The 22,990-nt window shown below is 44.5% G+C and carries 23 protein-coding genes; 3 read left to right on the forward strand and 20 right to left on the reverse strand.

What is annotated here, in order from left to right; translation table 11 throughout:
- Nucleotides 1–380: 380 nt before the first annotated feature.
- Nucleotides 381–992 carry a DsbA family oxidoreductase gene (locus tag ACPW7N_RS25365; protein ID WP_425654544.1) on the reverse strand — a complete coding sequence of 204 codons (612 nt, stop codon included), beginning with the start codon at nt 990–992 and terminating at the stop codon, nt 381–383.
- A gap of 212 nt (nt 993–1,204) precedes the next feature.
- Here ACPW7N_RS25365 and ACPW7N_RS25370 point away from each other — a divergent pair, with 212 nt between their 5' ends.
- A complete protein-coding gene (locus tag ACPW7N_RS25370; protein WP_425654545.1) occupies nt 1,205–1,567 on the forward strand; it encodes a response regulator in 363 nt (120 codons plus the stop codon).
- A 276-nt stretch (nt 1,568–1,843) separates the two neighbouring features.
- On the opposite strand, the gene ACPW7N_RS25375 is transcribed toward ACPW7N_RS25370, so the two are convergent.
- The 13 genes from ACPW7N_RS25375 to ACPW7N_RS25435 form a co-directional block, all read right to left on the reverse strand.
- Nucleotides 1,844–2,083 (reverse strand): hypothetical protein, encoded by a 240-nt coding sequence (locus ACPW7N_RS25375; RefSeq protein WP_425654547.1) that lies wholly within the window; start codon nt 2,081–2,083, stop codon nt 1,844–1,846.
- Between the two features lie 120 nt (nt 2,084–2,203).
- Nucleotides 2,204–2,902, reverse strand: a complete 699-nt coding sequence (locus ACPW7N_RS25380; protein WP_425654549.1) for a nitrous oxide reductase accessory protein NosL — start codon at nt 2,900–2,902, stop codon at nt 2,204–2,206.
- A gap of 346 nt (nt 2,903–3,248) precedes the next feature.
- The gene (locus tag ACPW7N_RS25385; RefSeq protein ID WP_425654550.1) at nt 3,249–3,935 is read right to left on the reverse strand and encodes an LrgB family protein; all 687 of its coding nucleotides are present in this window, start codon (nt 3,933–3,935) and stop codon (nt 3,249–3,251) included.
- Nucleotides 3,910–4,311, reverse strand: a complete 402-nt coding sequence (locus tag ACPW7N_RS25390; RefSeq protein WP_425654553.1) for a CidA/LrgA family protein — start codon at nt 4,309–4,311, stop codon at nt 3,910–3,912. Before ACPW7N_RS25390 ends, ACPW7N_RS25385 begins: the two co-directional genes overlap by 26 nt.
- A gap of 3 nt (nt 4,312–4,314) precedes the next feature.
- Nucleotides 4,315–5,352, reverse strand: a complete 1,038-nt coding sequence (locus tag ACPW7N_RS25395; protein WP_425654554.1) for an aldo/keto reductase — start codon at nt 5,350–5,352, stop codon at nt 4,315–4,317.
- A 130-nt stretch (nt 5,353–5,482) separates the two neighbouring features.
- Entirely contained in the window at nt 5,483–5,749 is a 267-nt protein-coding gene (locus tag ACPW7N_RS25400) for a transcriptional repressor (RefSeq protein ID WP_425654556.1), read from the reverse strand.
- A 25-nt stretch (nt 5,750–5,774) separates the two neighbouring features.
- Nucleotides 5,775–6,713 carry a FixH family protein gene (locus ACPW7N_RS25405; RefSeq protein ID WP_425654559.1) on the reverse strand — a complete coding sequence of 313 codons (939 nt, stop codon included), beginning with the start codon at nt 6,711–6,713 and terminating at the stop codon, nt 5,775–5,777.
- A 4-nt stretch (nt 6,714–6,717) separates the two neighbouring features.
- Nucleotides 6,718–7,386, reverse strand: coding sequence for an ABC transporter ATP-binding protein (locus ACPW7N_RS25410; protein WP_425654561.1), 669 nt, complete (start codon nt 7,384–7,386; stop codon nt 6,718–6,720).
- Nucleotides 7,383–8,180 carry an ABC transporter permease subunit gene (locus ACPW7N_RS25415; protein ID WP_425654564.1) on the reverse strand — a complete coding sequence of 266 codons (798 nt, stop codon included), beginning with the start codon at nt 8,178–8,180 and terminating at the stop codon, nt 7,383–7,385. Before ACPW7N_RS25415 ends, ACPW7N_RS25410 begins: the two co-directional genes overlap by 4 nt.
- Nucleotides 8,177–9,502: a nitrous oxide reductase family maturation protein NosD gene (gene nosD, locus ACPW7N_RS25420; protein ID WP_425654565.1), complete on the reverse strand. Its 1,326-nt coding sequence runs from the start codon at nt 9,500–9,502 to the stop codon at nt 8,177–8,179. Before nosD ends, ACPW7N_RS25415 begins: the two co-directional genes overlap by 4 nt.
- Nucleotides 9,499–10,062, reverse strand: coding sequence for a hypothetical protein (locus ACPW7N_RS25425; protein ID WP_425654567.1), 564 nt, complete (start codon nt 10,060–10,062; stop codon nt 9,499–9,501). The genes nosD and ACPW7N_RS25425 overlap by 4 nt, the downstream gene beginning before the upstream one ends.
- Nucleotides 10,063–10,141: 79 nt before the next feature.
- On the reverse strand, nt 10,142–12,016 hold the full coding sequence (gene nosZ / locus ACPW7N_RS25430; protein WP_425654569.1) for a Sec-dependent nitrous-oxide reductase: 1,875 nt from the start codon (nt 12,014–12,016) through the stop codon (nt 10,142–10,144).
- Nucleotides 12,017–12,034: 18 nt separating this feature from the next.
- Nucleotides 12,035–12,487, reverse strand: a complete 453-nt coding sequence (locus ACPW7N_RS25435; protein ID WP_425654571.1) for a cytochrome C — start codon at nt 12,485–12,487, stop codon at nt 12,035–12,037.
- Nucleotides 12,488–12,837: 350 nt separating this feature from the next.
- Between ACPW7N_RS25435 and pdxR (ACPW7N_RS25440) the strand changes: the two genes are divergently transcribed.
- Nucleotides 12,838–14,280 carry a MocR-like pyridoxine biosynthesis transcription factor PdxR gene (gene pdxR / locus ACPW7N_RS25440; protein ID WP_425654573.1) on the forward strand — a complete coding sequence of 481 codons (1,443 nt, stop codon included), beginning with the start codon at nt 12,838–12,840 and terminating at the stop codon, nt 14,278–14,280.
- 142 nt (nt 14,281–14,422) lie between these two features.
- On the forward strand, nt 14,423–15,874 hold the full coding sequence (pdxR, locus tag ACPW7N_RS25445; RefSeq protein WP_425654575.1) for a MocR-like pyridoxine biosynthesis transcription factor PdxR: 1,452 nt from the start codon (nt 14,423–14,425) through the stop codon (nt 15,872–15,874).
- 32 nt (nt 15,875–15,906) lie between these two features.
- On the opposite strand, the gene secD is transcribed toward pdxR (ACPW7N_RS25445), so the two are convergent.
- The 6 genes from secD to ACPW7N_RS25475 all read right to left on the reverse strand — a co-directional run bounded on the left by secD (nt 15,907) and on the right by ACPW7N_RS25475 (nt 22,384).
- The gene (gene secD / locus ACPW7N_RS25450) at nt 15,907–18,051 is read right to left on the reverse strand and encodes a protein translocase subunit SecD (RefSeq protein WP_425654576.1); all 2,145 of its coding nucleotides are present in this window, start codon (nt 18,049–18,051) and stop codon (nt 15,907–15,909) included.
- An 84-nt stretch (nt 18,052–18,135) separates the two neighbouring features.
- Nucleotides 18,136–18,498, reverse strand: coding sequence for a hypothetical protein (locus ACPW7N_RS25455; protein ID WP_425654577.1), 363 nt, complete (start codon nt 18,496–18,498; stop codon nt 18,136–18,138).
- An 86-nt stretch (nt 18,499–18,584) separates the two neighbouring features.
- Entirely contained in the window at nt 18,585–19,466 is an 882-nt protein-coding gene (locus ACPW7N_RS25460) for a YitT family protein (protein ID WP_425654578.1), read from the reverse strand.
- Nucleotides 19,467–19,490: 24 nt separating this feature from the next.
- On the reverse strand, nt 19,491–20,591 hold the full coding sequence (locus tag ACPW7N_RS25465; RefSeq protein ID WP_425654579.1) for an ABC transporter permease: 1,101 nt from the start codon (nt 20,589–20,591) through the stop codon (nt 19,491–19,493).
- The gene (locus ACPW7N_RS25470; protein WP_425654580.1) at nt 20,588–21,526 is read right to left on the reverse strand and encodes an ABC transporter ATP-binding protein; all 939 of its coding nucleotides are present in this window, start codon (nt 21,524–21,526) and stop codon (nt 20,588–20,590) included. Before ACPW7N_RS25470 ends, ACPW7N_RS25465 begins: the two co-directional genes overlap by 4 nt.
- A gap of 27 nt (nt 21,527–21,553) precedes the next feature.
- Nucleotides 21,554–22,384 (reverse strand): undecaprenyl-diphosphate phosphatase, encoded by an 831-nt coding sequence (locus ACPW7N_RS25475; protein WP_425654581.1) that lies wholly within the window; start codon nt 22,382–22,384, stop codon nt 21,554–21,556.
- Nucleotides 22,385–22,990 lie beyond the last annotated feature (606 nt).

Consider the following 22,990-nt stretch of genomic DNA (forward strand, 5'->3'; position numbering starts at 1 on the left):
ATTAAAAAAAGTAAGAAAAGACTTCGTCCCTTTACGCTCTGTGGAAGTTCGCAAAGAAGATCATACAGTCCGCTCTTTCTCTACGAAAGGGAATCGCCAAACGCTTCGCGCCCCTAAAGGGGTTGGATGTCGATTCTTGTTCCTTTCTCCGTTCCTCCCCCTCTCATCGGGGGGCTGAAACGTCGCTAGGTATCACTTCCAAGGAGACTTTGTTTCGACCCCCCGATGAGAGGGGGCAATGGACGAAATCTTTTCTTTGTGGGCTTACGCAAATGGAGAAGTTAAAGCGCTATGCACTTTAACTTTTCGATTATATAAAAAAGACCGCCGAAGGTACCTCGACGATCTTCTCCCCTAACCACTTGCGGATACAGGGTTGGTCATGAACGCTTTAGTTTGTTTAGTTCCTGCTCAATCGCTCTCTCAAACGCTTCCTTGCTTGCCGCCCCAGCAATTCTTTCGTCACCGATTACAAAGGTCGGAACTGCGGTGATCTGCGCTTCTTCATAAGCATGCCTAACTTCATTTTGATGGATTACTCTATACTTTCTCGATACTAACGACTCTCGAAATTCAGCTTCATTCAGTCCCAATTCACCTGCTAAATTGCACAAAACATCAATTTCTCCAATATTTTGTTCCTCTTGGAAAAACGCCGTAAACACTCGATGATTGTACTCCTTGCCTTTTCCCTGTTCCTTGGCATGCTGATACCCTTCATGCGCCAAATGAGTATAAGGATGCGGAGAAACATGGGGCAGCTTCATATCGACACCCCATTTTGCTGCCGTTGGCTTAATAAAAGTTTCCCAGCCGTGCAGTTTTTGCGGGTCATTCCACGGGTCAATCTGGGGAGTAGGGCTTGGTCTCAACTCAAATGGCATCCATTCCACTTCGACATCTTTTCCTTTGATTGCTTCTTCAAACGGGGCTTTCCCCAGAAAGCAGAAAGGACAAACATAATCAGAATACACTTTTATTTTCAAAGTCATATTGAACGCTCCTTGTAAACTACGAATTTTTGTTTTTTACCCTCTCAGTTGTAACCATTATAGTTACAACAACATTTCAAGTCAATATGTTATTTCCAGGTACCTTTACTCTCAAAAATAAAAAATAGGTAAAAATAACTAAAAACAACACACACTTTTACCGATATATCTAATATAGCAGGAGTATAGTCCTATGAAAGGAACTGTTAATTATGGCACGGATAATTGTAACCGACGATGCACCTTTTTTACGATCACTATTAAAAGATATCCTGCTGAAAATAGGTCATGAGGTAGTTGGAGAAGCAACCGATGGATACGAGGCGATCCAATTATATAAAGAAATGAAACCGGATCTGGTCACAATGGATATTACGATGCCCAATATGAACGGACTTGAAGCTCTTTCGAAAATTAAAGATTATGACCCTGAAGCCAAAATCATTATGTGTTCTGCTGTAGGGCATCAAGAGATGATCCTTCGTGCGATTCATTCAGGTGCCAAAGATTTTATCATCAAGCCATTTCATCAGGATCGTGTGAAAGAAGCTGTCAGAAAAGTTTGTTGCAGCTAGCTCCGACCAAAAGGCTAGTCGAGATTTTTGTCTCGATTAGCCTATTATTTTTTGAGTCATATGCTCCTATATTTGGTTTCTTTCATCATGCCAAATGGTCCAAACCGCTCATCTTAACAATGCATAAACATAAGCTGAATCGACGTAAAGGGGAGGAAAAGCTATTGGAAAACAAAGGCTGCAATTGTAAGCACGATTCTTCAAATTCTATGTATTCTAGCGAATCATCTTCGAGTTGTATGTCGTATTACGGTACACCTTCGTATCAAGGCCGATCTAGAAGAAGGTCTGATAGTATACATCCAGGTGGTATGGCAGACGATCCACCACCATTCCGAGGTGGAATGCGTGATTTCCGGGATTTCCGGGATTTCCGGGATTTTCGTCAATCTCCGTTCTTCCGTGATTTCCGTCAATCTCCATTCTTCCGCGATTTTCGTGATTTCCGAGATTTCCGTGATTTTCGCAGGTTCCTTGAATCCCCATTCTTTCGTCGGTAACTTTGATGGAACACACAAGAGACTGCTTCTCATCAAAGCAGTCTCTTACTTAACTTTCTCAAATATCTCGATTCATACCCCAGCCAGAGTGCAATAAGAAAGAAGTCATTGTCGCTGTTTTCTCTACGAATTGTTTCTAATGATGGTTAGTTGTTGTAGTATGATTCGCATCCTGATGTGTCGTATTACCTTGATTCGTCGTGTTACCTTGATTCATTTTCGCCTTGCGTTTTTCTGCACGTGCTTTAGAATCTGCCTCGATCACTTGCCATGTCGTCTTCGCTGCATTCTTTGCTTTATTCTCATTGATAAATTTCGTTGCAGACGCTTCGTCTTTAAACATTACATATCCGTATCTCATCGGTGTATCAATCGCAGCGGATACAAGAACAGCCTTGGATGCCAAAATCCATTCCTTAGTGTAGTAATCACGAACCCAGATTGCTTTTACTGGCTTGTTTTGCTCTTTCTGATCACGCTTGAAATTCATCATGCAGCCGATATCATCCAGGAAGATGTGTTTCCCATCATGTGTAACTACCTGTGCGGTAAATTGTCCAAGATCCTCTGTTTGCGAGTAGACTTTCATTTTGCAAAATCCACATTGTTCCTCATGTGCTGGTTCAGCAGGAAATAATTGTGCTGTTTCAGGACTAATAACTGGTTTTGTAACTGGCGGTTTCGCAGCAGGTTGTGTAGTAGCCGGTGTCGTAACTGGCTTCGGATGGGTAGTTGTATGCGCTTGCACAACGAAAGCACTTCCCCCCAATAAACTGATTCCAACAACCCCGCTTACAATTCCCATTGCCCAATTTTTTGGAAAGCGTGCGAACATAACAAATCTCTCCTTTTACTGTGAATATAAATGATATGAATTAATTACCATCTATAAGTATAATTGTGAGAGATTTTGGGTTATATGGCTCAACCTAGCTAATTCTGGCCGGAAAAATTGTCAATTCTGTGAAGACAAGAAAAGATTTCGTCGCTTTTTGCTCTGTGGAAGTTCGCAGTGATGCGATTACTGTCCGCTCTTTCACTCCGAAAGGGAGTCGACAAACGCTTCGCACCCCTAACGGGGTTGGGTGCCGACTCTTTTTCCTTTCTCCGTGAAAGAGCTAGGTATCACTTCCAAGGACGCTACAATCGACGAAATCTTTTCTTAATGGGTAAGGCTTTCTTTACACAATATAGGTATACACAAGAGGAATCAGAGCCGATGTGAAGATCGCACTCATGCCCATAGCAACTCCTGCAATCGCTCCCTGTAATTCCCCCTCCATCGCTGCTTGCGCCGTACCCTGTCCGTGCGAAATTGTGCCGAGAGACAATCCTCTTGCAATCGGATGCTTTACACCTGTTACATCCAAAAACCAAGGCCCCAGCATCGAACCGATAAATCCAGTTGCCACGACAAAGACAGCCGTTAACGCCGGGTCTCCCCCAATAATTTTGGTGATCTCAATGGCAATAGGGACCGTTACGGTTTTTACGCTCATCGAAGCGACAAGCACAGACGATACCTGAAAATACTTCAGTATCGCTATTGCGACAAACAAGGTAGAGAGTGAACCAATCACTAATCCGATACCTGCGGGAATGAGATTTTGCAGCAGGATTCGCCGATTGTTATACAACGGCACGGCCAATGCAACCGTAGCAGGCCCCAGAAGAAATGTCATAATCTCCTTTGCCAGACTGTAATCAGTTGTCGTTATTCCGCTACTGATCAGGATCACGATAATGATCGCCGTACTCAAAAATACCGGAGTGGTGAAAGGAGAGGGGTACCGTCGATTGACCACCCTGCTCGAACAGTAAGCAATCACCGTGATCGCAATACTACCGATAGTTACCGATGCGTTCATGTTGTAGCTGCACCTCCCTCTTTTTACTCAAGGATTGTGCCGTATACCCCGTTGCCCAAAACCCGACTCCTGCACTGACAAACAGGGCAAGGACAATGGATAAGCCATGCTCCACAAACAAATCCCCATAATCCATCAGACCGACAGCAATCGGAATAAAGAAAAACGCCAAATGTTTAATCAGGAAGGCAGAAGCCTGTTTGATCCATTCCAAACGAACAATTCCGGTAATTAGCAAAATAAAAAGGATAAGCATTCCCATAACATTGCCTGGCACAGGAAGATGCAAAACAGAGACAACCCAATACCCCAGTTGATTGAGCAGCCATAAACAGAATAGCTGAAACGTGAAAATGGCTCCATTTTTCATGTCCATCCGTTAACTATGCAGGACTGGCGCAGGTTTACTTGTAGAATCAGACAGGGGTTGACTCAACCGTTCACTGTAGCCATTGATCCAAAGCCATTCAATCAGATCAAATTCCTCTTTGGTAAGAGGGGCGACCTCAGAAGCATTTGCGAATTCCTTGAGATTTTCCTCTGTTGTGAAGTTAGGCAATACGCTTGCAACAGAAGGCTGGTAGAGTGAAAACTGGATCGCTAACTGTCCGATGGTTCGATTTTGCTTGTCAAACAGCCCTTTTTTTCTCATTTCCTCTACTACCTCGAATCCCGCTTTCATCCAATCGGCTGGACGGTGTGCACGATGATCATTCCTGCTAAAAGGATTGTCTGGATGATAGGTGCCATCTAACAAACCGGAAGCATGAGGAATCCGAACAATCACTCCCCGAATTTCTTGATCCGCTACAGGAAAAATGCTTCGAGCCGGATCTTGTTCCAAAATATTATTGACAATCTGCACCCCAGAATATCCCATTGTGAGAGCAGCTAACGACTCATTTTTCCATCCCAAATCTGGCCCCAACGCCGCACCGAATTCTCTAATTTTCCCTTGTTTTTTGAGGGTTTCAAGCGCCTCATAGACAACATCATCATAAATAGCGTCCATACGTGGATTATGCAACTGGTAGTAATCGATATAGTCTGTTCGCAGTCTACGCAAGCTTTGCTCACAAGCAAGGATAATGTGTTCCTTTGTCCAATTTTGCGGCAACTCAGCGTGCCCTTTGCGTTCGCCCGGCAAGTTGTAAATATCGTAGCCAAATTTGGTGGCAATCACGATTTTCTCTCGAACGTCTCTAAGCGTTTCGGCCAGAATCGTTTCGCCTAATCCATCCCCATACACATCGGCGGTATCGAAGAAAGTAATGCCGTAATCCTCATACGCCGAACGTAATAACCGTTTACCCAGGCTAGTATCTGTAACTCCCCACCACTTGGTAGCAACGGTCCATACACCAAATCCGATTTCGGAAACCTGCAATAGAGTACCTTGTAATGTTCTGTATTTCATCTGCTAGTCACCTCTCCCTTCCATTAATACAAATGCCGAGAGAAATGAAATCATCCAATTCAAAGACATTTTGATAGTCCAATTCAGAAAACAAAAAAGTCCCCAAACATTGAATTGGAGACCCGCCACGTTACGATATCATTTTTTCAGAAAAGCAAAAGGTAACTTCACTATAATATTGGGTTTTCACTAAAAGTCCCGCCTTTACCAATGCATCCAGGTTACTGACAACAGTTTGCTGTCTCACATTCGGAAATTGTCTACGCATTTCCTGAATGACCTCAATCAGTTCAAACTCTTTTTCACTCTCTTTGAAAATCTTGATCAATCTCTCACGCTTCTCCGTGTGTCTCAAGTTATGCTTTTTTAGCAATTGCAGTATTTTACTCTCAATCATGGTCTTTCTCCTTTCATCCCATCAGCTAATTGAATAGTTGAATCGATAAACTATCAACTTGAGATACCAAGAGCTCTTCATATTTTTTGGCAGCCAGCATGTTGACCTCTTTGGCTTCTGCTTTCGGATTCGCCTTTTTCACATTGTCGATCATATCTCGCTGTACTTTTTTCATCAGAACAATACTCTCATACTGCGACTGTTGTCGTTTCCAGAATTGATCCTCTCCATACTTCTCTATCATTTGCATGGCAACCGGATATTTTTGATAGGATAATTTGGCTTGCTCGATCTCCCGGTTGACTTCCTCCTGCTTCCACGAATGCCCCTTTTCTTTAGCTAAAAGTGCCATCGCACGAAGGCGAATCGCCTGGGTTAACAAAGTCGTCGAATTTTTTGCCTCTTTCTCACGGTCGGCCCAGTAGGTCAGGCTTTTTTGCAGCTCTTCACCTTGCAGCCTGCTCTTGTCATCTTCTTTATACATGGCAATTTGCATCAGATTGATCAGCTCATAGAATGCAATATCGTCTTTTGTGATGTTCTCACCACTGATGGTTGCTACGACTTTTTCCTGGGAAGGTTTGGCCTCACTCGTCTTGCCTGCATTTACCGTGAAGTCGATGCTGTGTTCCTCAACTACCTTGCCATCACTCAATTTCAGGTTGGCTGTCCAATCACCATGCATCGGGATTTCTGCAGTACATTCATACACACCGTTTCCTTTTTCTGTAAAAGTTGCGTCAACCGTGCCATGATTCATTCGCTTCATTTCCAGAGAACCTTGAATGGTTAGACCCGTGACAGGCTGTTCGTTTGCTTTTACTTCCAAACGTATGGGAAGTGGTTCTCCTTCTTTATAGTCACCTTGCAACGTAAGATTTGCCTGCCATTTTGCCGTACTGCCACACCCGCCCAGAACAATCAGGCTGCAGAGAATAAAGATCGTCATCAGCTTTCGAAACATATTCTTATTCCTCCACGAATTGATACTTTTGGTTGAATTCCTCCATGCTGTATTTGGTCATTGTACCGTCTTCCAAATAAGCAACATGGGAGCAGACTTGCCGTATCTCATCCATGTGATGAGAAGAGAAGAGAATTGTTTTCTTCTCCAGCGACTTCAAAATACTTAGAATTTCTTTGCGTCCGATTGGATCGAGACCGCTGGTTGGTTCGTCCAGAATCATGATTTTGCTATCATAATAAAGCATGATCCCCAGCCCCAGTCGTTGCAGCATACCCTTGGAGTAGCCCTTGATCCGTTCATTCCGGTCGTCCCACAAATGGACCTTGCGAAGGCAATCCTCCAGCTTCGCTTCGTCAACTTGGGCTTGCTCTAGCGATGCAAAGAAACGGATATTCTCGTCACCTGTCAACTGCGGATACAAGGTGAACTTCTCCGGTAAATAGGCAATTTCTTTCTTCCACGCTTCTTGCTTATGATCGATTCCGCAGATTTGGATTGACCCTTCTTTCACCGGCAACAGACCAAGCATCGAATGAATAAAGGTTGATTTACCCGCTCCATTGCGCCCCACAAGTGCACAAGTCTCATTCTCGGAAATTGTGAGATTGACGTTCTCCAACACTTTTTTATTTTGATAGGATTGAGATAACCCTTTGATTTCGATCATCATACTTTATCCCCCTTGCTGCGGAAGCGTATTGCCAGTTCGAATGTGACAAGAACCAAAAGCACAAAGTCAATCACCAGAAAGGAAGCAGGCGGCATCCATACCATCTTTTCCATCAGCCGGGACAGATGATTGAGAGAGAACAATCCTAGCGTCGTTTCCAAATAGAACGATAACGTGTGCAGTGGATCAAGAAAATACAGGATGGAGAACATGAATATATTGTCTTTGTTCACAGACGGCAAGGCGTACAAAAACACGAGATCGATCAAGAATACGAGTAAAAACCAAGTGAAAATATTGGCGCCGACCAATTGCATTCTCGTACTGCAAATACTGCCTAGCAACATTCCAATCTGGTTGAAGATAATTAGCAGGATGGAAACAGTCAGCAGGAAGCCCATTAGGGATTGCAAATCGAATGGCAAAAACAACCTTGATGGCAGTGAAAAAAAGAAGAACCAGCCGATGAAGATCGACAGGGACACAAATTGGACGGCGATGCTTTTTTTCAAGAAAAACTGTCGGTATGATTCTTTTTTGGTTAACAGGATCAAGAGTGTCTTCTGTTCCTTTTCCTGCATGATGGCGAAGGAGGCGAGAAACAGGCTAAGCAACGGTAGCAAATAGACACACATTTGATACAGGGAAAATAGAAAAACCTGGTAACCTAACTCTGACGGGAAGGAACGTGACTGCAGCAGCAAAAACAGCGAAAGCAAGACGACAACACTAAGCGAGAGCCAAATGCCTTTTCCTCTCGACTGCTCCTTCCATTCTTTCCATATATACATCATGCTTTTTTCCTCCCCCATCTGTAATAACTAGATGCTAGCAGCAGAAGCAGGAGAAAGATGATCCAGCTACTCCCTGCGTTTGTGCCTTTATTTTCACGAATCAACGGATACGGATCTTCAAACATGACTTCCTGGTTTTGTAAAAGCTCATTCATTTTTTCGTAAATCCCAAGTGCCGGACTGTTGATGAACAGGTAAATCAACTCATTCTCGCTGACAAGCTTATACAAGGACGAGGAGTACTGAACCGGATTATCTCCCACTCCATTTTGATCCAGATCGACCAGTGGAAAATCAGCTCCCCAGAAATTCCCCTTGTCATCCTTGCTCCACTGATTGCTTTTCCCCATCCCCAAGCGGATAACGGGAACGGTGTTATGAAAGAATTGATTTTCCGTAAACACCTGCTCATTCGCACTTGACCAGATTTCTACACCAACCTGATTGTTCGAAAATTGATTGCCCTTGATGAAACCGTTGTTGGCATCATCAATGTATAGGCCGCGTAAATTTCGATAAAACTTATTGTCTGTCATCACAGTTTCTTGAGCAGACTGGAGCAGCACACCAAATGATTGGGAACTGTTATGAAAGGAAAACTCGTTTCCTTCCAGTTTGGTTCCCCGGGCAATCATAATGGCTGCTCCGCCTTCATTCTGGGTGAAGTGATTGTTGCGGAAGCTGTTATAATGGGCATACATGTAGTGAACGCCGTACCTTGTATTCTGCACCCGATTACCTGTCAATTCATTCTTGTCAGAATAGAATACATAGATTCCGTCCCTTGCCCCATCCACGTTGCAATTTTCTACTTTATTCTCATTGGAATGGACGAGCTGGATTCCGTTGCCTTGATGGGCAATGTCCAGCCCGCCTTCTCTTCCGACCTCGCCTTTTACCTTCACATTGCGAACCAGGTTGTTATGAGCATTTTTCAGGAACAAGCCATGATAGGAATCCGTAATTTCGATATTTTCGATGAGATTATTGGAAGAATTGACCTTAACTCCCGCATATTCTTCTCCCGAGTTCATGCTTTTGCTCCCATGCTCCACTTTCAACTGATCGAGATGTACATTAGGCGACTCGATCTCGATCACATTGCCGGTTCGGTCTCCCCGAATAATCGTGTTGCCCTTTCCTTTGATCGTAATCGGTTTTCTGATGATGAGATTGCCTTCATAGGTTTGATTTTCGAGAGTAATAGTTGCATTTGCTGGCGCCCCGTCAATCTTCTCTTGCAGAGATTCCTCTGCATGAGAGATTGACAAGCTGACAGTCCAAAGAAGTACTCCTGCCCACAAAGCTGCTATTTTTCTCATTGCTTCCGTTCCCTCCAAAGCGGAATAACCAGTAGGAGGAAAGCCGCTCCGATCATAAAGGAACCATAGGTAAAGTAGCTGTGTGTCACAAAGTTGGCGATGGTGTTTTCTCCAATCATTGGTGGAATAAACGGATCAATTTTGATTGGAGCTTTCGGGTCCAGATTCGTACCGAACGCTTTCAGCCAGCGATTGATGTCATAAAGCCCAAGAATACCGCCAACTGTGAAGAGACCAAGCAAGCCCATCAGTAACGATTTTTTTCGCATTACGGCAACAATCAGGGTAATGACTGCCATCCCACCAATCACCCAAGGCAAAAACTGAAGCTCTGGAAATGTTTCTTCACTGAATGGCTTCATGCCCACATAATGATTGAGTCCGTTCACGATGTCGTATTTTCCATCCAATTTATAGGGATAAACGATAATATCTAGTCCTTCTGGATATTGCGGTGCAAAGAATTTCATTTGCCACCAAGGGAAAAAGATGGACACCGCAATCAGTATAGAAGCAACGCCGATCATCAAAGCCGAAGTCACTGAAAGTTTTCGTGCCACTCTACTCATCTCCTATTCTTAAATGGGGAAAGGAAGGGGCATCACACGGACACCCGATCCTTTTCCACGTCCTAGTAAACTAGTTTTTTGGCTTTACAAGTAAGTAACCTGTCATTTCCTGGTGAAGCGCAGAGCAGAAGTTCGTACAATAGATCGGGAACGTACCCGCTTTATCTGCAGTGAACTCCAATGTTCTGGTTTCACCTGGTTGAATTTCGTAGTTCAGGTTCAAGTTGTTGATACCGAAGCCGTGTGTAATGTCCTCATCCAGGTCGATATTTGTAAGGTGGATGAATACCTTGTCTCCCTGATTGACTTCAATGACATCCTGACGTTTTGCTTTCGCATCGAGGACGAACTTCGAACGCATCGCGATACCGTAAACGTGTACTTCATTACCTTTACGTTCAATGCGAGCATCTTCAGCCTTCCAAACGGAGTTTTCTCGTTTCTCATCTTTTTCATAAATTTCAATTGTTTTGATTTTGTCAGCTTTGATCATTTGAGCATAGTGCGGCTCTGGATCAACTGGTGCTGATTGAATAACTCTCATCTTGTCTCCAGAAATATCGACTAATTGCATGGACTCAGGGTGAGAAGGACCAACGGAAAGATAGCTATCCTTCGCGATTTTGTTCAGAGCAACCAGGTATTTTCCATCCGGACTCACACTGTCGCCTTCTGCTGCAGCACTGTGTCCTGGGGAGTATTGAATTGCAACACGGTCAAGCGTTTCTCCGGTTTGTACATTCCACTTAACAATCTCGGAGGAGATGAACATAGTAGTATAAGCTAAACCTTTGTCGTCAAACTGGGTATGAAGTGGTCCAAGAGCATTCGGTGGGTTTACTTCACGTTCCATAACGGAATTGTAATCAAGGACTGGAATACCTTTTTCTTCACCAGAAAACTTCTTGTTTTTGATAGCATCAAATGCTTTTTCAAAAGAGAAAACGGTCATAGCAGGAGCCAATTTACCAGAAGCAATAAAGTTCTTACCGTCTGGAGTTACGTCAACCCCGTGTGGAGACTTGGCAACTGGAACCAGATAGATTCCGCCCTTGTGCTTCTCAGGGAAGATCACTTTTGCTCCGTCAACAACTTCAAACTGACCAGCGGCAACCATCTTTTCTAGCTCTTTCCAATTCCAGAGGATAATGTAGTCACGGTCTTTTTGGGAAGCGTTGATTTCCAGGTTGGTTGTTGCTTCTTCTGTATTGTAGGTTGTCATAACCGCCCACTCATGGGAAGGCCCTTTACCAGCGTCGGAAAGGTCATAGTTCCATGGTGGCAGAGCAACTTGCCAAGGAATGGAGAGCTTTTTGCTCGCCTCATCAAATTTCACTGCAGACAAAGTTCCTCTGTACTCTTTGCTGTAATCATCGAGTGGTGCATATTTACGCTCAAGTGGTACTGCGAAACGGGTTGGCATGAACAGGTACTCCGTGTTTTCCGTTACGAAAGCTGCGCAGTGAGGACCCGCAACGTTTGGCGCCTGAATCATGTCAACTGTATGGAAGGTTTTGAGATCCATAACCGCCGCACGGTTGTTCGCTACGTCGGTAGCAAACATCCATTTTCCATCGTACTCCCCTTTGGTTTCGGAGAATGCCGGATGGTGGAAGTCCCCCCACGTGTAGCCGCCCAACATTTTCTTGGTTTCTTTCTCATATCCATAACCAGTAGCCGAATCCAGAGAGAACACCGGAACCGTACGGATCTTTCTCATGGATGGAACGCCATAGACAAACAAGTGCCCAGAGTGTCCACCAGAAGCAAACAAATAGTACTCATCATACTTGCCAAATGGAACATAAACTTTCTCTGCATCGCTTTTATTGCTTGCATCAGTTGCTACCGTTTTTGGGCCAATATCCGTAGATCCGGCAAAGAAAACAGCCGCTGCAGCAAAACCTGCAACCAGTCCCGATACGACAGGAATCACTTTTTTCATAAAGTGGTACACTCCCTCTTATTTCTTTTCAGATGCTGCTTTCAGCGCATCTAATACAGCCTTTCTCTCCTCGTCTGTCAACGGCTTACCACCGATGACTCCGGACATCACGGCTGAAGTCGGCTTCTTCAGGAATTCCTCGATCTTCACACCATGCTTGCCTTCAACCTCGGTGAAAGCTTTTGATAGATCAGGCCCAGTGGCACCACCGCTAACTCCGAGATTCTTCACAGAGTGGCATGTGATACACCCCAGTTTTGAAAAGACTTCACCCTCAGCAGGAACGCTCGCAGTAGTAGCCGTAGCAGCTTCAGTAGCCGCAGGTGCTTCTGTTTTCGTTTCCTGTTTTGGCGCAGTTTGTTGGCTTGGATTAGACGAAGCTTCCTCTTTGGAGCCTCCTCCGAATATCAGGTACCCGCCTCCGAATGCAATAACGAAACATAAAAAAAAGATTGCTAGATTTTTACCCATGTGGACACCTCCCCCCTCTGTCTCTATTGCTTTTAGCAGTTAAAAGATTACGCCTAGGGGTAGGGGTGAACCGTGACATTGATCACACTTGATCCTGTGTTCACATATTATTATGAAAGCTGTTACGGAACTAAAAAATTTAAAAAGTGGATCTTGTGTTAGTTCATAAAGTGGACTAGTTTATTCTCTGAGTGGGGATATTCCATTTAAAAAATTGGTCTTTTTGCACAAAATCATACGAGAATTGGATCAATCATTCACGTGGCCTCTTGACAACGAGTATATATTCCCTCTTAAATGGAGGTGCAAACGAGAGTATCGTCTAAATCTGATAGCTGCGGTGAGTCCAAATGGAATGGAAACCTGACAAACAAAGCGATATCCCCTTATACCAGCAAATTGCAGACTATATCCAAAAAAGAATTGCCTATGGAGAATACCTCCCAGGTAGTTTTTTGCCTTCCGAACGAGCGTTGGCAAAAAATCTGGAAATTAATAGAGGAACGGTAGTTGCCGCCTACGATGTGCTGTATTCCAATGGCATTGTTGAAAGAGTAAAGGGGAGCGGCACGAAAGTAGGCAGAGACGTATGGGGGCTGACGAGGACGCGGATTCCCAATTGGGATCTGTATGTGGAACGAGGGTCTTTTCTACCGAATCTTCCACTGTATCGACATATACACGAAGAAGTTCACGAACGGGATCTGATCAACTTTGCCAGTGGAGAGCTTGCGAACGATCTGATGCCGTATGATGTCTTTCAGGAAATATTGATCAGACACAAGTTCAAGCAATCGCTCGGTTATGAACATCCCCAAGGAAACGTAGAACTTCGGGAGTCATTAGTAGAGCATCTCTACAAGTACAAGAACATTGAATGTACAAGTCAGTCTGTCCTCGTAACCTCAGGAGCCCAACAAGCCCTTCATCTGATCGTTCAATGTTTGCTTAATCCCGGTGATGCCGTTGCGTTCGAAGATCCTTCTTACGCACATTCTTTACCGATTTTTCGCTCGGCACGTGTGAAGGCATATGGCTTAGCGGTTGGAAAGCACGGGATTGATCCGGAAGATATCATTTACCTGCATCGCAAGCACCGCATCAAGATGATCTTCCTGAATCCGATTTTCCAGAACCCTACAGGAACCGTCTTATCGGTAGAAAAACGAAAAAGAGTCCTCGCTATTTCGGAAGAACTGGGAATTCCCGTTGTAGAAGATGATCCCTACAGCCTGATCTCTCTGTCAGAGCAAACCGATACTTCCACGCTAAAATCAATGGACCATCGAGGAACCGTGCTCTATGTAAGCTCATTGTCCAAGTTAGTCTCTTCTGGCCTTCGCATCGGCTGGATTATTGGACCGGACAAAGTGATTCAGAGGCTCGCTGATGCCAAGCAGCAAATCGATTTTGGGCATAGTATTTTCCCACAATGGATTGCAGCAGAATTCCTCAAATCCAACACTTTCGAGTCGCATCTGCATCAGCTGAAAGAGCGTCTTGCTGAAAAAAGGGAATTACTCGTTTCTTCTCTGCAAAAGGATTTGTCAGAGTATTTGACTTTTCAGGTACCTGAAGGCGGAATCCATCTTTGGTGCAAACTGGTAAACCCAATGAATGAGTTTCGTCTGCTGGAAGAATGCCTACGACAGGGCGTCATCTTTGTTCCTGGCAGTTTGCTTGGTTCACAATCTGGCTATATCCGATTTACCTTTGGACGGGTAGAGACCCATCAGATTCAAGAAGGAATTGAAAAAATCAAAATAGCATTGCAAAAGAGCGTCAGATCTTGATCTGGCGCTTTTCTTCATTATAGATGTCCATATGGAACGGAAAATGAATGAGTAAAAATGACTCAATGTGGCTATGTACATCTCACTATATTCGTGTAAACTATTATAATTAAAAACATAGAGGGAAAATATGGTGAGAAAAATGGAGTGGAAACCAGATAAAGAAAGCAGTATCCCTTTGTACCAACAAATCGCTGACTATATCCAAAAAAGGATTGCCTATGGCGAGTACCTGCCAGGTAGTTTTCTGCCATCCGAGCGAGCGCTCGCTAAACAACTGGGTGTAAACAGAGGTACGGTCGTTTCCTCCTACGATGTATTGTTTTCTTGCGGTATTGTTGAGAGAGAAAAGGGAAGCGGAACCAAAGTGGGAAAAAATGTATGTGGTCTGTCCAGCAGGCAATTTCCCAATTGGGATCTGTATGTGGAACGAGGTTCCTATTCTCCCAATCTGCCTCTTCATCGCCGAATTCATGAAGAAGTCCATCAAGAGAATTTAATCAATTTTGCTTGTTGTGAATTAGCCGATGATTTAACACCGTATGATATTGTCCAAAAGATCCTCACCACCCATCACTTTCAACAACCACTCCGATATGAACATCCTCAGGGCAATCTGGAGTTGCGGCGATCACTTGCCACCCATTTGAAGACATTTAAAAATATTGACTGTACAAGCCAATCGATCTTGATCACCTCTGGCGTAAAACAAGCGATTCATATCATTATTCAATGTTTGTTGCAGCCTGGTGATGCAGTAGCCATTGAAGATCCTTCGTATGCGAATTCGATCCCGATTTTTCGCTCCGCTCATTTGAAAACCTATCGATTGCCAGTAGGGAAAAACGGGATTGATCCGGAAGAGATCCGATATCTTTACAGGAAACATAAAATCAAGATGGTCTTTCTGAATCCGCTTTTCCAAAATCCAACGGGAAGCATCCTCTCTTTGGAGAAAAGAAAACGAGTCTTGGAAATAACCCAAGAGCTGGGCATCCCAGTAGTAGAAGATGATCCCTATAGCCTTCTCTCGCTCACAAAACACACAGATACGTCAACGTTAAAATCACTGGATACAGGTGGAACTGTGCTCTATGTCAGTTCACTTTCCAAAATTTTATCCTCTGGCCTGCGCATCGGTTGGATTATTGGGCCAGATCCTGTTATTCAACGGCTTGCAGATGTGAAACAACAAATTGATTACGGTCATAGTGTCATCCCTCAATGGATTGCAGCAGAATTTCTTACCGCCGAATCTTTTGAACCTCATCTGCAACAGGTAAAGGCAAAGCTCCTTGAGAAGCGGGATACGCTGGTATCCGCACTTCAAGAGCATTTATCCGAACATGTAACGTTCGAGGTACCGAAAGGCGGAATCCATCTGTGGTGCAAGCTTTTAACCAAGGTAAATGAATTTCAACTGATGGAAGAAGCTCTTCATGAAGGAGTACTGTTTGTCCCGGGAAGCTTGCTTAGTTTACAATCTGGCTTTATTCGGTTAACCTACGGTCGGACAGAAACACATCAGATTCAAGAAGGGATAATCAAGTTGAAAAAAGCTCTCTTGAGAGTGTCAGAGGGTGTCCCCAAGTAGACCAGACTACTTGAACGGACACCCTCCCCTTATTATTTCAAACTATTTTTCTTCATAATTAACCAAATCTGACTCGCTATAAAAATGGACGAATACATCCCGAACACCAAGCCTAGTGTCATGGCAAGGGAAAACATTTGTATGGAATCACTGCCTAACACATACAAGATCAGTGATGAAACGAGAACCGTTAAACCCGTATTAATCGACCTCGTTAATGTTTGAGCAATGCTGTTGTTAACCAGATTGGCGAGCTGCTTGTAAGTTTTTGGCTTGTGATATCTGACATTCTCCCTGATTCGATCAAAAATAACGATCGTGTCATTAATGGAGTAACCGATAATCGTAAGCACTGCCGCAACAAACGGAAGATTGACTTCAAGCCTGCCGATCGAAAAGATGCTTACCACCATAAAGACATCATGCAAGAGAGCGATGATGGCAGCAAGGGCGAACCTCCACTCAAAACGAATGCTCACCAGAATAATGATCCCTATACTGGCGATAGCCACAGCGTAAATTGCTTTAAGACCCAACTCCTGAGCGATGGCAGGATCAACTGTGTTCTCTTCCCCCGAAACCTGATCACCGTATTCCGCTTTCAATGCTTTGATTAGCTGGTCTGCTTCATGTCGGTCGGCGTTCAATACTTCCTCAAATCGAATGGATACCCGATCATTATTTTCTCCCCCTACCGTAACGGAAGCCGGATGTAACCCGGATTTCGCAATCACGCTTTCGATCTCTGCACTCGCTACTTGCTTACCCATGGATAGATCTAGATTTGTTCCTGCCTTGAAATCTACCCCGTAGTTCAAATTGAACAGCAGCATGGAAATGACACCAGCAATGGTAACCACTGTTGAAAAGGTAAAGAAAATCTTATTTTTTCCTACATAATCAAATCCTTTATACTCAGTTAGCAATTGATTTCCTTCGCTGAAATCATGACCAGTAATCTCTTCCGGCTTTACGCCCACATGTTGCGGCTTCTGCACCAGCTTACTTTTGATTAACAACTGAAGCAACAGCCTGGACATGAATACGTTGGTAACCATGCTGAGAATAATGCTGAGAATCAAGGTAAGCGCAAACCCCTGAATGGCTCCTGTCCCAATATAGTAAAGCACGAATCCTGCAAGGATGGTGGTCAGATTGGCATCCAGAATCGTACGCAAGGAATGCTTGGAGCCGATACGCAAGGCGGACAGAAGTGTTTTGCCGCTTCTTACTTCCTCTTTTATCCGTTCGTATGTGATGATATTGGCATCAACCGCCATCCCGATCCCCAGGATAAATGCGGCGATCCCAGGCAAGGTAATTGTTGCCTTCATCCAGTAAAACAAAAGCAACAATCCCCATGTATAGGCAATCAAGGTCACACTGGCAATAAATCCAGGCACTCGATAAATCACAATCATGAACAACAGAATGAAAATAGAGGCAAGCAATCCTGCAAAGATCGTCTGCTCCAGAGACTGTTGTCCCAACGAGGCGCCAACTGACTGAGTATACTTCTCTGTCAGCTTTAACGGAAGAGCGCCGAGATTGATCACATCTGAGAGTTCCTGAGCTTCTGTCTGTGTATAATCCCCTGAAATCGTTGCTTTTCCGTCAACCAGAATAGACTTCACCGTAGGAGCGGACAACAACTGATCATCCAGATAAATGGCCAAGGGTTTCTCTATCAGCTTCTGTGTCACCTGTTTCAGTTTTTCCTTGTCTTTCACCTCGATCTGAATGATTGGCCGGTTTAACTCATCGACTCCTACCTGAGAGGCTCCCTCTACGAAGTCGGCCCCTTGCAGCTCGATTGTCCCGTCTGGCCCTCTCAAACTTAACTCAGCAGGCTTTTTCATAATGTCTCGAACCGTTTTCTCGTCGGAGACACCAGCAATTTTCACCCGGATACGATTTTCGCCTTCGATGGTTACATCAGGTTCAGCAACCCCGAAAGCATTCGCCCGTTTTTCCAAACTATTTGCGGTCTGCTTCAAGGCTTCCTTCGACATCTTGGCTCCCGCTTCAATCGGATGAGCTTCATATAAAATCTCAAATCCACCCTTCAGATCCAGGCCCAATTTCAGTCCATTCAGGATGGTTGGCGTCGTAAAGGTAATTATAGACATCGTTAAAATGACAGTCACGAAGAATGCCAGTATTCTTTTCATATTCATTTGATTTCCTCGCTTTCGTTCATTCCATTTCAGAAATGACAAATAAACCTCTGGCTGAGGCTTTCTTTTTCTGGGTATGAACGATTAGAGGATCACAAAATTGGAGTTGAATTTTAAGGGCATGAGAAATAAGCTTCTCATCCGGATGGGAATGGAATTGGTTTGAGTAAAACGAGGCAATAATGTTTGGCTGAAACGGAGAGTAAAAAGTGCAGCCAGAATAATGATCAACTTAATGAAGAAGCTCAACTGATAGGTCTTGTTCAAACGTGTGAGGTTGGCCTGCAACCCATCCGTTTTCGCTACCAGATGATAGCCGGAATCAGAACGCTCTGATTGGTCAGAAGAAATGAACAGAGTGAAAATAGAGCCAAACAGCAGTACGACTGACACGAATAAGAGGAACATACGAAAAACACGATTGGATTGTATAGTGGTGATGTTCATCGCAGTCCCCCCTTATCCGTCTATTTTTTCAGAAAAAGTCACCGTGCCTATTTTATACGAGGATACTCGCCAAAGGTTTCTGATTTTTAATGGATATCTTTTTTCTTGAACCGTCCACCCTTGACATCATGGATGTTGCCTACCGCAAGAAAGGCGGTTGGATCGACTTCCTCCACAATCAGTTTCAGCTTCGCTTCTTCCAATCGTGTAATCACACAAAAGATAACTTTCTTTTCGTCGCCAGTATAGCCGCCTTCCCCTGTCAAATAAGTAACACCACGACCCAACCGTGCGACAATCGCATCGCCGATTTCTTTATATATGTCGGAAATAATCCACACTGATTTGGATTCCTGGAATCCTTCGATCGTTACATCAATCATCTTGAACGCTATGTAGTAGGCAATCAGGGAATACATCGCACGATCCCAGCCAAAGACAAATCCCGCACTCCCCAGGATAAAAATATTAATGAACAAGACGACCTCGCCAACCGAGAAAGGAGTCTTCTTATTAAAGAGAATCGCCACAATTTCTGTACCGTCCAGTGATCCTCCATAACGAATGACCAAACCAACTCCAATCCCGAGGATAATTCCTCCGAAAACCGCTGCAAGTAGTGGATCTTCGGTTAGTCCCGGCACAGGATGCAGCAGCGTGGTGCCGATAGACATAAGCGTGATGCCGAATAGTGTTGATAGAGCAAACGTTTTACCGATTTGTTTGTATCCTATAAAGAGGAAAGGAAGATTCAGGACAAATAAAAACAGACCCAGGGCCCATCCGGTAAGATGAGAGAAAATAATCGAGATCCCCACGATCCCGCCATCAATGATCCGGTTAGGGACAAGAAAAATTTCCAGACCAACCGATACGAGGGCAGCTCCGATGATGATTGCGAATGCTCTTTTTATGATTTTACCAATGGTTAACTTCCGATGCGTAGCTTTTGCCATTGCTTCAGCCATATCTAACCCCCTTGCGATTTGTTGTCATTCCCATTTAAATGTGTAGCTGGCTACCACGAAGGAAACAAGCAGCCACCCCGTTAAGATCAGCGCTTCCATACTCAGACTCATCAGACTTGCCCCGACATTCATCGTCTCCCGCAAAGCATCGCTTAAATGAGAGATCGGCAAAAGCCTAACGAAAGGCTGGATAAACTCGGGCATATTTTGGATCGGGAAAAAAACGCCTCCGAGAAACATCATCGGAAAGGAAAGAACGCCCGCGATCGGGCCAGCACTTTCCGGTGTTTTGGCGATTCCCGCAATGATAAATCCGATTGCCATAAACGCAAGTGTCCCGAGTACGGTAAAAACAGTCAGTGTAAACCAGGAGCCCCGAACTTCAACGCCGAACAGGAGATTGGCAACTATCAGGACGATGATGGCTTGCAGGCCGTTCATCAGCATGCGCGCTGTAATCTGTGCAGCGATAAATGTCGAAGCTTTCAGGGTAGTCCCTTGCATTCTCCGCAAAATTCCCCGCTCTCTCCAGGATGCGATTTGACCAGAGACGCCATTCATATTATTGCTCATTATCATCATTGCAACTATGCCTGGTACCAAAAAATCGATATAGCGCAAATCAAGTGCTTCAATACCGTGCGATTCCATCACGACAACCGGTTTGTAGGCCACTCTTTCCTTGCTAACCTCATCAATCACTTGATTGACCAGGGATAATCCTACCTCTGAAACAGCATAGTTTGTATCATTGAAATAGACAGGGATCGTAAATGGTTTAGGTTGCGACGCAACTTCCTTCAGACCATCCTCATAGCCTGCCGGGACAACGATAACCAGTTGAAGGTCACCGTTTTTGAGACGATCCAGTTGTGTCTGTTCATCATTTCCGAGCTTCACCTGCAGTGCTTTGTTCTGCTCCAGTGTTTTTACAAAATCGGAAGATACCGTCGAGCGATCATGATCGACCACTCCGATGGTAAGCGAAATTCCGTTGCCGTTACTGAGCGATGAGCCCAACATGACCATCAGAAAAATCGGGAAAATCAGCGTCCAGAATAACACCTGGCGATTGCGGGCAAAAATGCGCAACTGTGCGAGCGTTAATTGCCAGTAAGCTTTCATGCTTCTCTCAGACTCCTTCCCGTCATATGAAGAAACACATCCTCCAATGTCGCTGTCCTTGTTTGCAAATCGACTAGTTGCAAGTTGTGTTCAGACGCAAAATGAATCAGACTGGTCAAAGTTGTCTGCAGGTTGTCACTGTAGAGGACGTGCACATCTTTGCGGTTCCCTACTTTGGTCACGCCTTCAATACAGGAATAATCAATGGTTTCTTCTTGTCCTGGTGTTCGAAATTCCAATGCGCTGTCGGAATGCAGACTTCTCACCAGGGAGACTGGCGTATCCAATGCAATTAGGTTCCCTTGATCCATGATCGCAATCCGGTCACAAAGGACATGCGCTTCGTCCATATAATGAGTCGTTATCACAATGGTTTTTCCCTTTTCTTTCAAATGCAGGACGATGTCCCATAAGGTACGTCTTGCTTGCGGGTCCAGACCCGTAGTTGGTTCATCCAAAAAGACCACCTGCGGGTCATGCACCAAAGCCAGTGCAATCGCCAGACGCTGTTTTTGACCACCTGATAATCCTTTGATTCGGCTTTTTCTCTTTTCGGTGAGCAGCATATCGTCGATCAGTTGAGGAATTGAAATGTGGGAAGGGTAGAAGCTGGCATACATTTTCAAGATTTCTTCGACTGTCAGCAGTTCAAACAAGGTAGTTGACTGCAACTGAACGCCAATGATCTCCTTAACTTTCGTAATATCACGCAGGATATCGTACGGACCAATCGTTGCCGTGCCTCCATCAGGCTTGCGAAGTCCTACCAGCATTTCCAGAGTGGTTGTTTTGCCGGCGCCATTCGGTCCAAGGAGTCCAAATATCTCCCCTTTATTCACCTGAAAATGGACACCCTTTACCGCTGAAAACGAACCGTAGTTCTTCACAAGGCCTTTTACCTCAATAATGGTTTCACTTTCAGAATGTGTATGCAAAACCTTCTCCCCTTCCAACAACTAAGTTTAGAAGTAAACGAAATAAATCACTCCTGCAAGAACCAGACGATAAATCGCAAAAGGCGTCAGCTTTATTCTATTAATGAGTTTCAGGAAGATGCGGATGGTGATTAACGCAAACAGAAAAGCACTTACGAATCCCGCTGCAAAGAATGGCAAGGCATCAAGCGTAAAGTACTGCCAATTTTTCATCAATGAGATCAGACTCGCACCAAACATGATGGGAACCGCCATGATAAACGTGAAATCGGCTGCAGCCCGGTGACTCATCCCAACCAGGACACCGCCAGAGATGGTCGAGCCTGATCGGGAGAATCCAGGCCACAAGGAGATACACTGAATGAGACCGACAATAAATGCTTGTTTGTAAGATACTTGATCAACCGTCTCTGCGGTCGGATTTTGGCTGCGAAAGCGATCCGCAATGATCATCAAGATGGCACCAGCTACCAAACCAATCAATACGGTTTTGGCCGAGAACAAGTAATCGTCAATAAAATCTTTGAATACGAGCCCTAGCACCCCTGCAGGCAATAATCCGACGATTACATGCCCCAGAGTAAGACGCCCTTGTCCATTATCCAGTTTTCTGTTGCGGCGCTTTAACCCCAGAATCTCAAAAAACCGATCTTTAAAAAGAAGGACAACTGCTAAAATGGACCCAAGCTGGATCACTACCTTAAATGTATTGGCTACGTATTTCCCAAGCAACAGCTCCGATTGAAGCCACATTTCGTCAACGATGATCATATGCCCTGTTGATGAAACAGGAGCGAACTCTGTCAGTCCTTCCACTAACCCCAATAAAACTGCTTTGATTATGTAAATCAATTCCATGATGTCTCTCCTTTTTTTGATATCCAAGATGCTTTTCTATTGTATTATCTTTTCCGGCAGAATTATAGCTAGAAAAACGTTGTCCTATCCAGGTCTCCCTGACAGCTTGCTCAGGAGATCCACTGTCCGATTTTCCTCATCGTCAGGGAGTGGTCAAACACGCTGCTGCCTCTTTCGCAACGCTGGTTGACCACTTTTTCCCCTAACAAGTGAGGGAAAATCTAAGCAACGCTGCCAAAGTCGCTTTGGCTAGGACAAGCATTTTCGTATTATCAGGTCATCCAGAGTTTTCTGGTTGGCCTTTTTTCTTGGGCGCTTTAAGATGGCGGTAGCCGGGAGAACGTCAAGCATTTAGGGGAGATTACCCCGTCGAGAAAACTGTTCTCCCACTATCCCCAATGACCATGTTTGAGCTGGTTGAGGCAATGACCTCGTATCACAAGCGAAGCTATGGGTTTGGAACCATCGTGGGAGTGCCGGCAAATTTTTTTTGGAGGGTGTTATGGGACCAGTCGTGGGATTGGATGTTTCAAAAGGATTTAGTGTCATTCAAGCTTTTGTCAAACGGAATGAGGCTTTTGGAAAGGCAGAAACAATTTCGCACAA

The organism is Brevibacillus nigriterrae (genome assembly GCF_049846925.1).
In the GTDB taxonomy this organism is placed as follows: Bacteria; Bacillota; Bacilli; order Brevibacillales; family Brevibacillaceae; genus Brevibacillus_H.

Bases quoted from the DNA above. Each gene is read 5' to 3' on its own strand.
- ACPW7N_RS25365 (WP_425654544.1), bottom strand. From the start codon at position 992: ATGACTTTGAAAATAAAAGTGTATTCTGATTATGTTTGTCCTTTCTGC.
- ACPW7N_RS25385 (WP_425654550.1), bottom strand. From the start codon at position 3,935: ATGAACGCATCGGTAACTATCGGTAGTATTGCGATCACGGTGATTGCT.
- nosD (WP_425654565.1), bottom strand. From the start codon at position 9,502: ATGAGAAAAATAGCAGCTTTGTGGGCAGGAGTACTTCTTTGGACTGTC.
- ACPW7N_RS25370 (WP_425654545.1), top strand. From the start codon at position 1,205: ATGGCACGGATAATTGTAACCGACGATGCACCTTTTTTACGATCACTA.
- ACPW7N_RS25400 (WP_425654556.1), bottom strand. From the start codon at position 5,749: ATGATTGAGAGTAAAATACTGCAATTGCTAAAAAAGCATAACTTGAGA.
- ACPW7N_RS25475 (WP_425654581.1), bottom strand. From the start codon at position 22,384: ATGGAATTGATTTACATAATCAAAGCAGTTTTATTGGGGTTAGTGGAA.
- ACPW7N_RS25395 (WP_425654554.1), bottom strand. From the start codon at position 5,352: ATGAAATACAGAACATTACAAGGTACTCTATTGCAGGTTTCCGAAATC.
- ACPW7N_RS25465 (WP_425654579.1), bottom strand. From the start codon at position 20,591: ATGAAAGCTTACTGGCAATTAACGCTCGCACAGTTGCGCATTTTTGCC.
- ACPW7N_RS25380 (WP_425654549.1), bottom strand. From the start codon at position 2,902: ATGTTCGCACGCTTTCCAAAAAATTGGGCAATGGGAATTGTAAGCGGG.
- ACPW7N_RS25415 (WP_425654564.1), bottom strand. From the start codon at position 8,180: ATGATGTATATATGGAAAGAATGGAAGGAGCAGTCGAGAGGAAAAGGC.
- secD (WP_425654576.1), bottom strand. From the start codon at position 18,051: ATGAATATGAAAAGAATACTGGCATTCTTCGTGACTGTCATTTTAACG.
- ACPW7N_RS25455 (WP_425654577.1), bottom strand. From the start codon at position 18,498: ATGAACATCACCACTATACAATCCAATCGTGTTTTTCGTATGTTCCTC.
- pdxR (WP_425654575.1), top strand. From the start codon at position 14,423: ATGGAGTGGAAACCAGATAAAGAAAGCAGTATCCCTTTGTACCAACAA.
- pdxR (WP_425654573.1), top strand. From the start codon at position 12,838: ATGGAATGGAAACCTGACAAACAAAGCGATATCCCCTTATACCAGCAA.
- ACPW7N_RS25405 (WP_425654559.1), bottom strand. From the start codon at position 6,713: ATGTTTCGAAAGCTGATGACGATCTTTATTCTCTGCAGCCTGATTGTT.
- ACPW7N_RS25390 (WP_425654553.1), bottom strand. From the start codon at position 4,311: ATGGACATGAAAAATGGAGCCATTTTCACGTTTCAGCTATTCTGTTTA.
- nosZ (WP_425654569.1), bottom strand. From the start codon at position 12,016: ATGAAAAAAGTGATTCCTGTCGTATCGGGACTGGTTGCAGGTTTTGCT.
- ACPW7N_RS25410 (WP_425654561.1), bottom strand. From the start codon at position 7,386: ATGATGATCGAAATCAAAGGGTTATCTCAATCCTATCAAAATAAAAAA.
- ACPW7N_RS25435 (WP_425654571.1), bottom strand. From the start codon at position 12,487: ATGGGTAAAAATCTAGCAATCTTTTTTTTATGTTTCGTTATTGCATTC.
- ACPW7N_RS25460 (WP_425654578.1), bottom strand. From the start codon at position 19,466: ATGGCTGAAGCAATGGCAAAAGCTACGCATCGGAAGTTAACCATTGGT.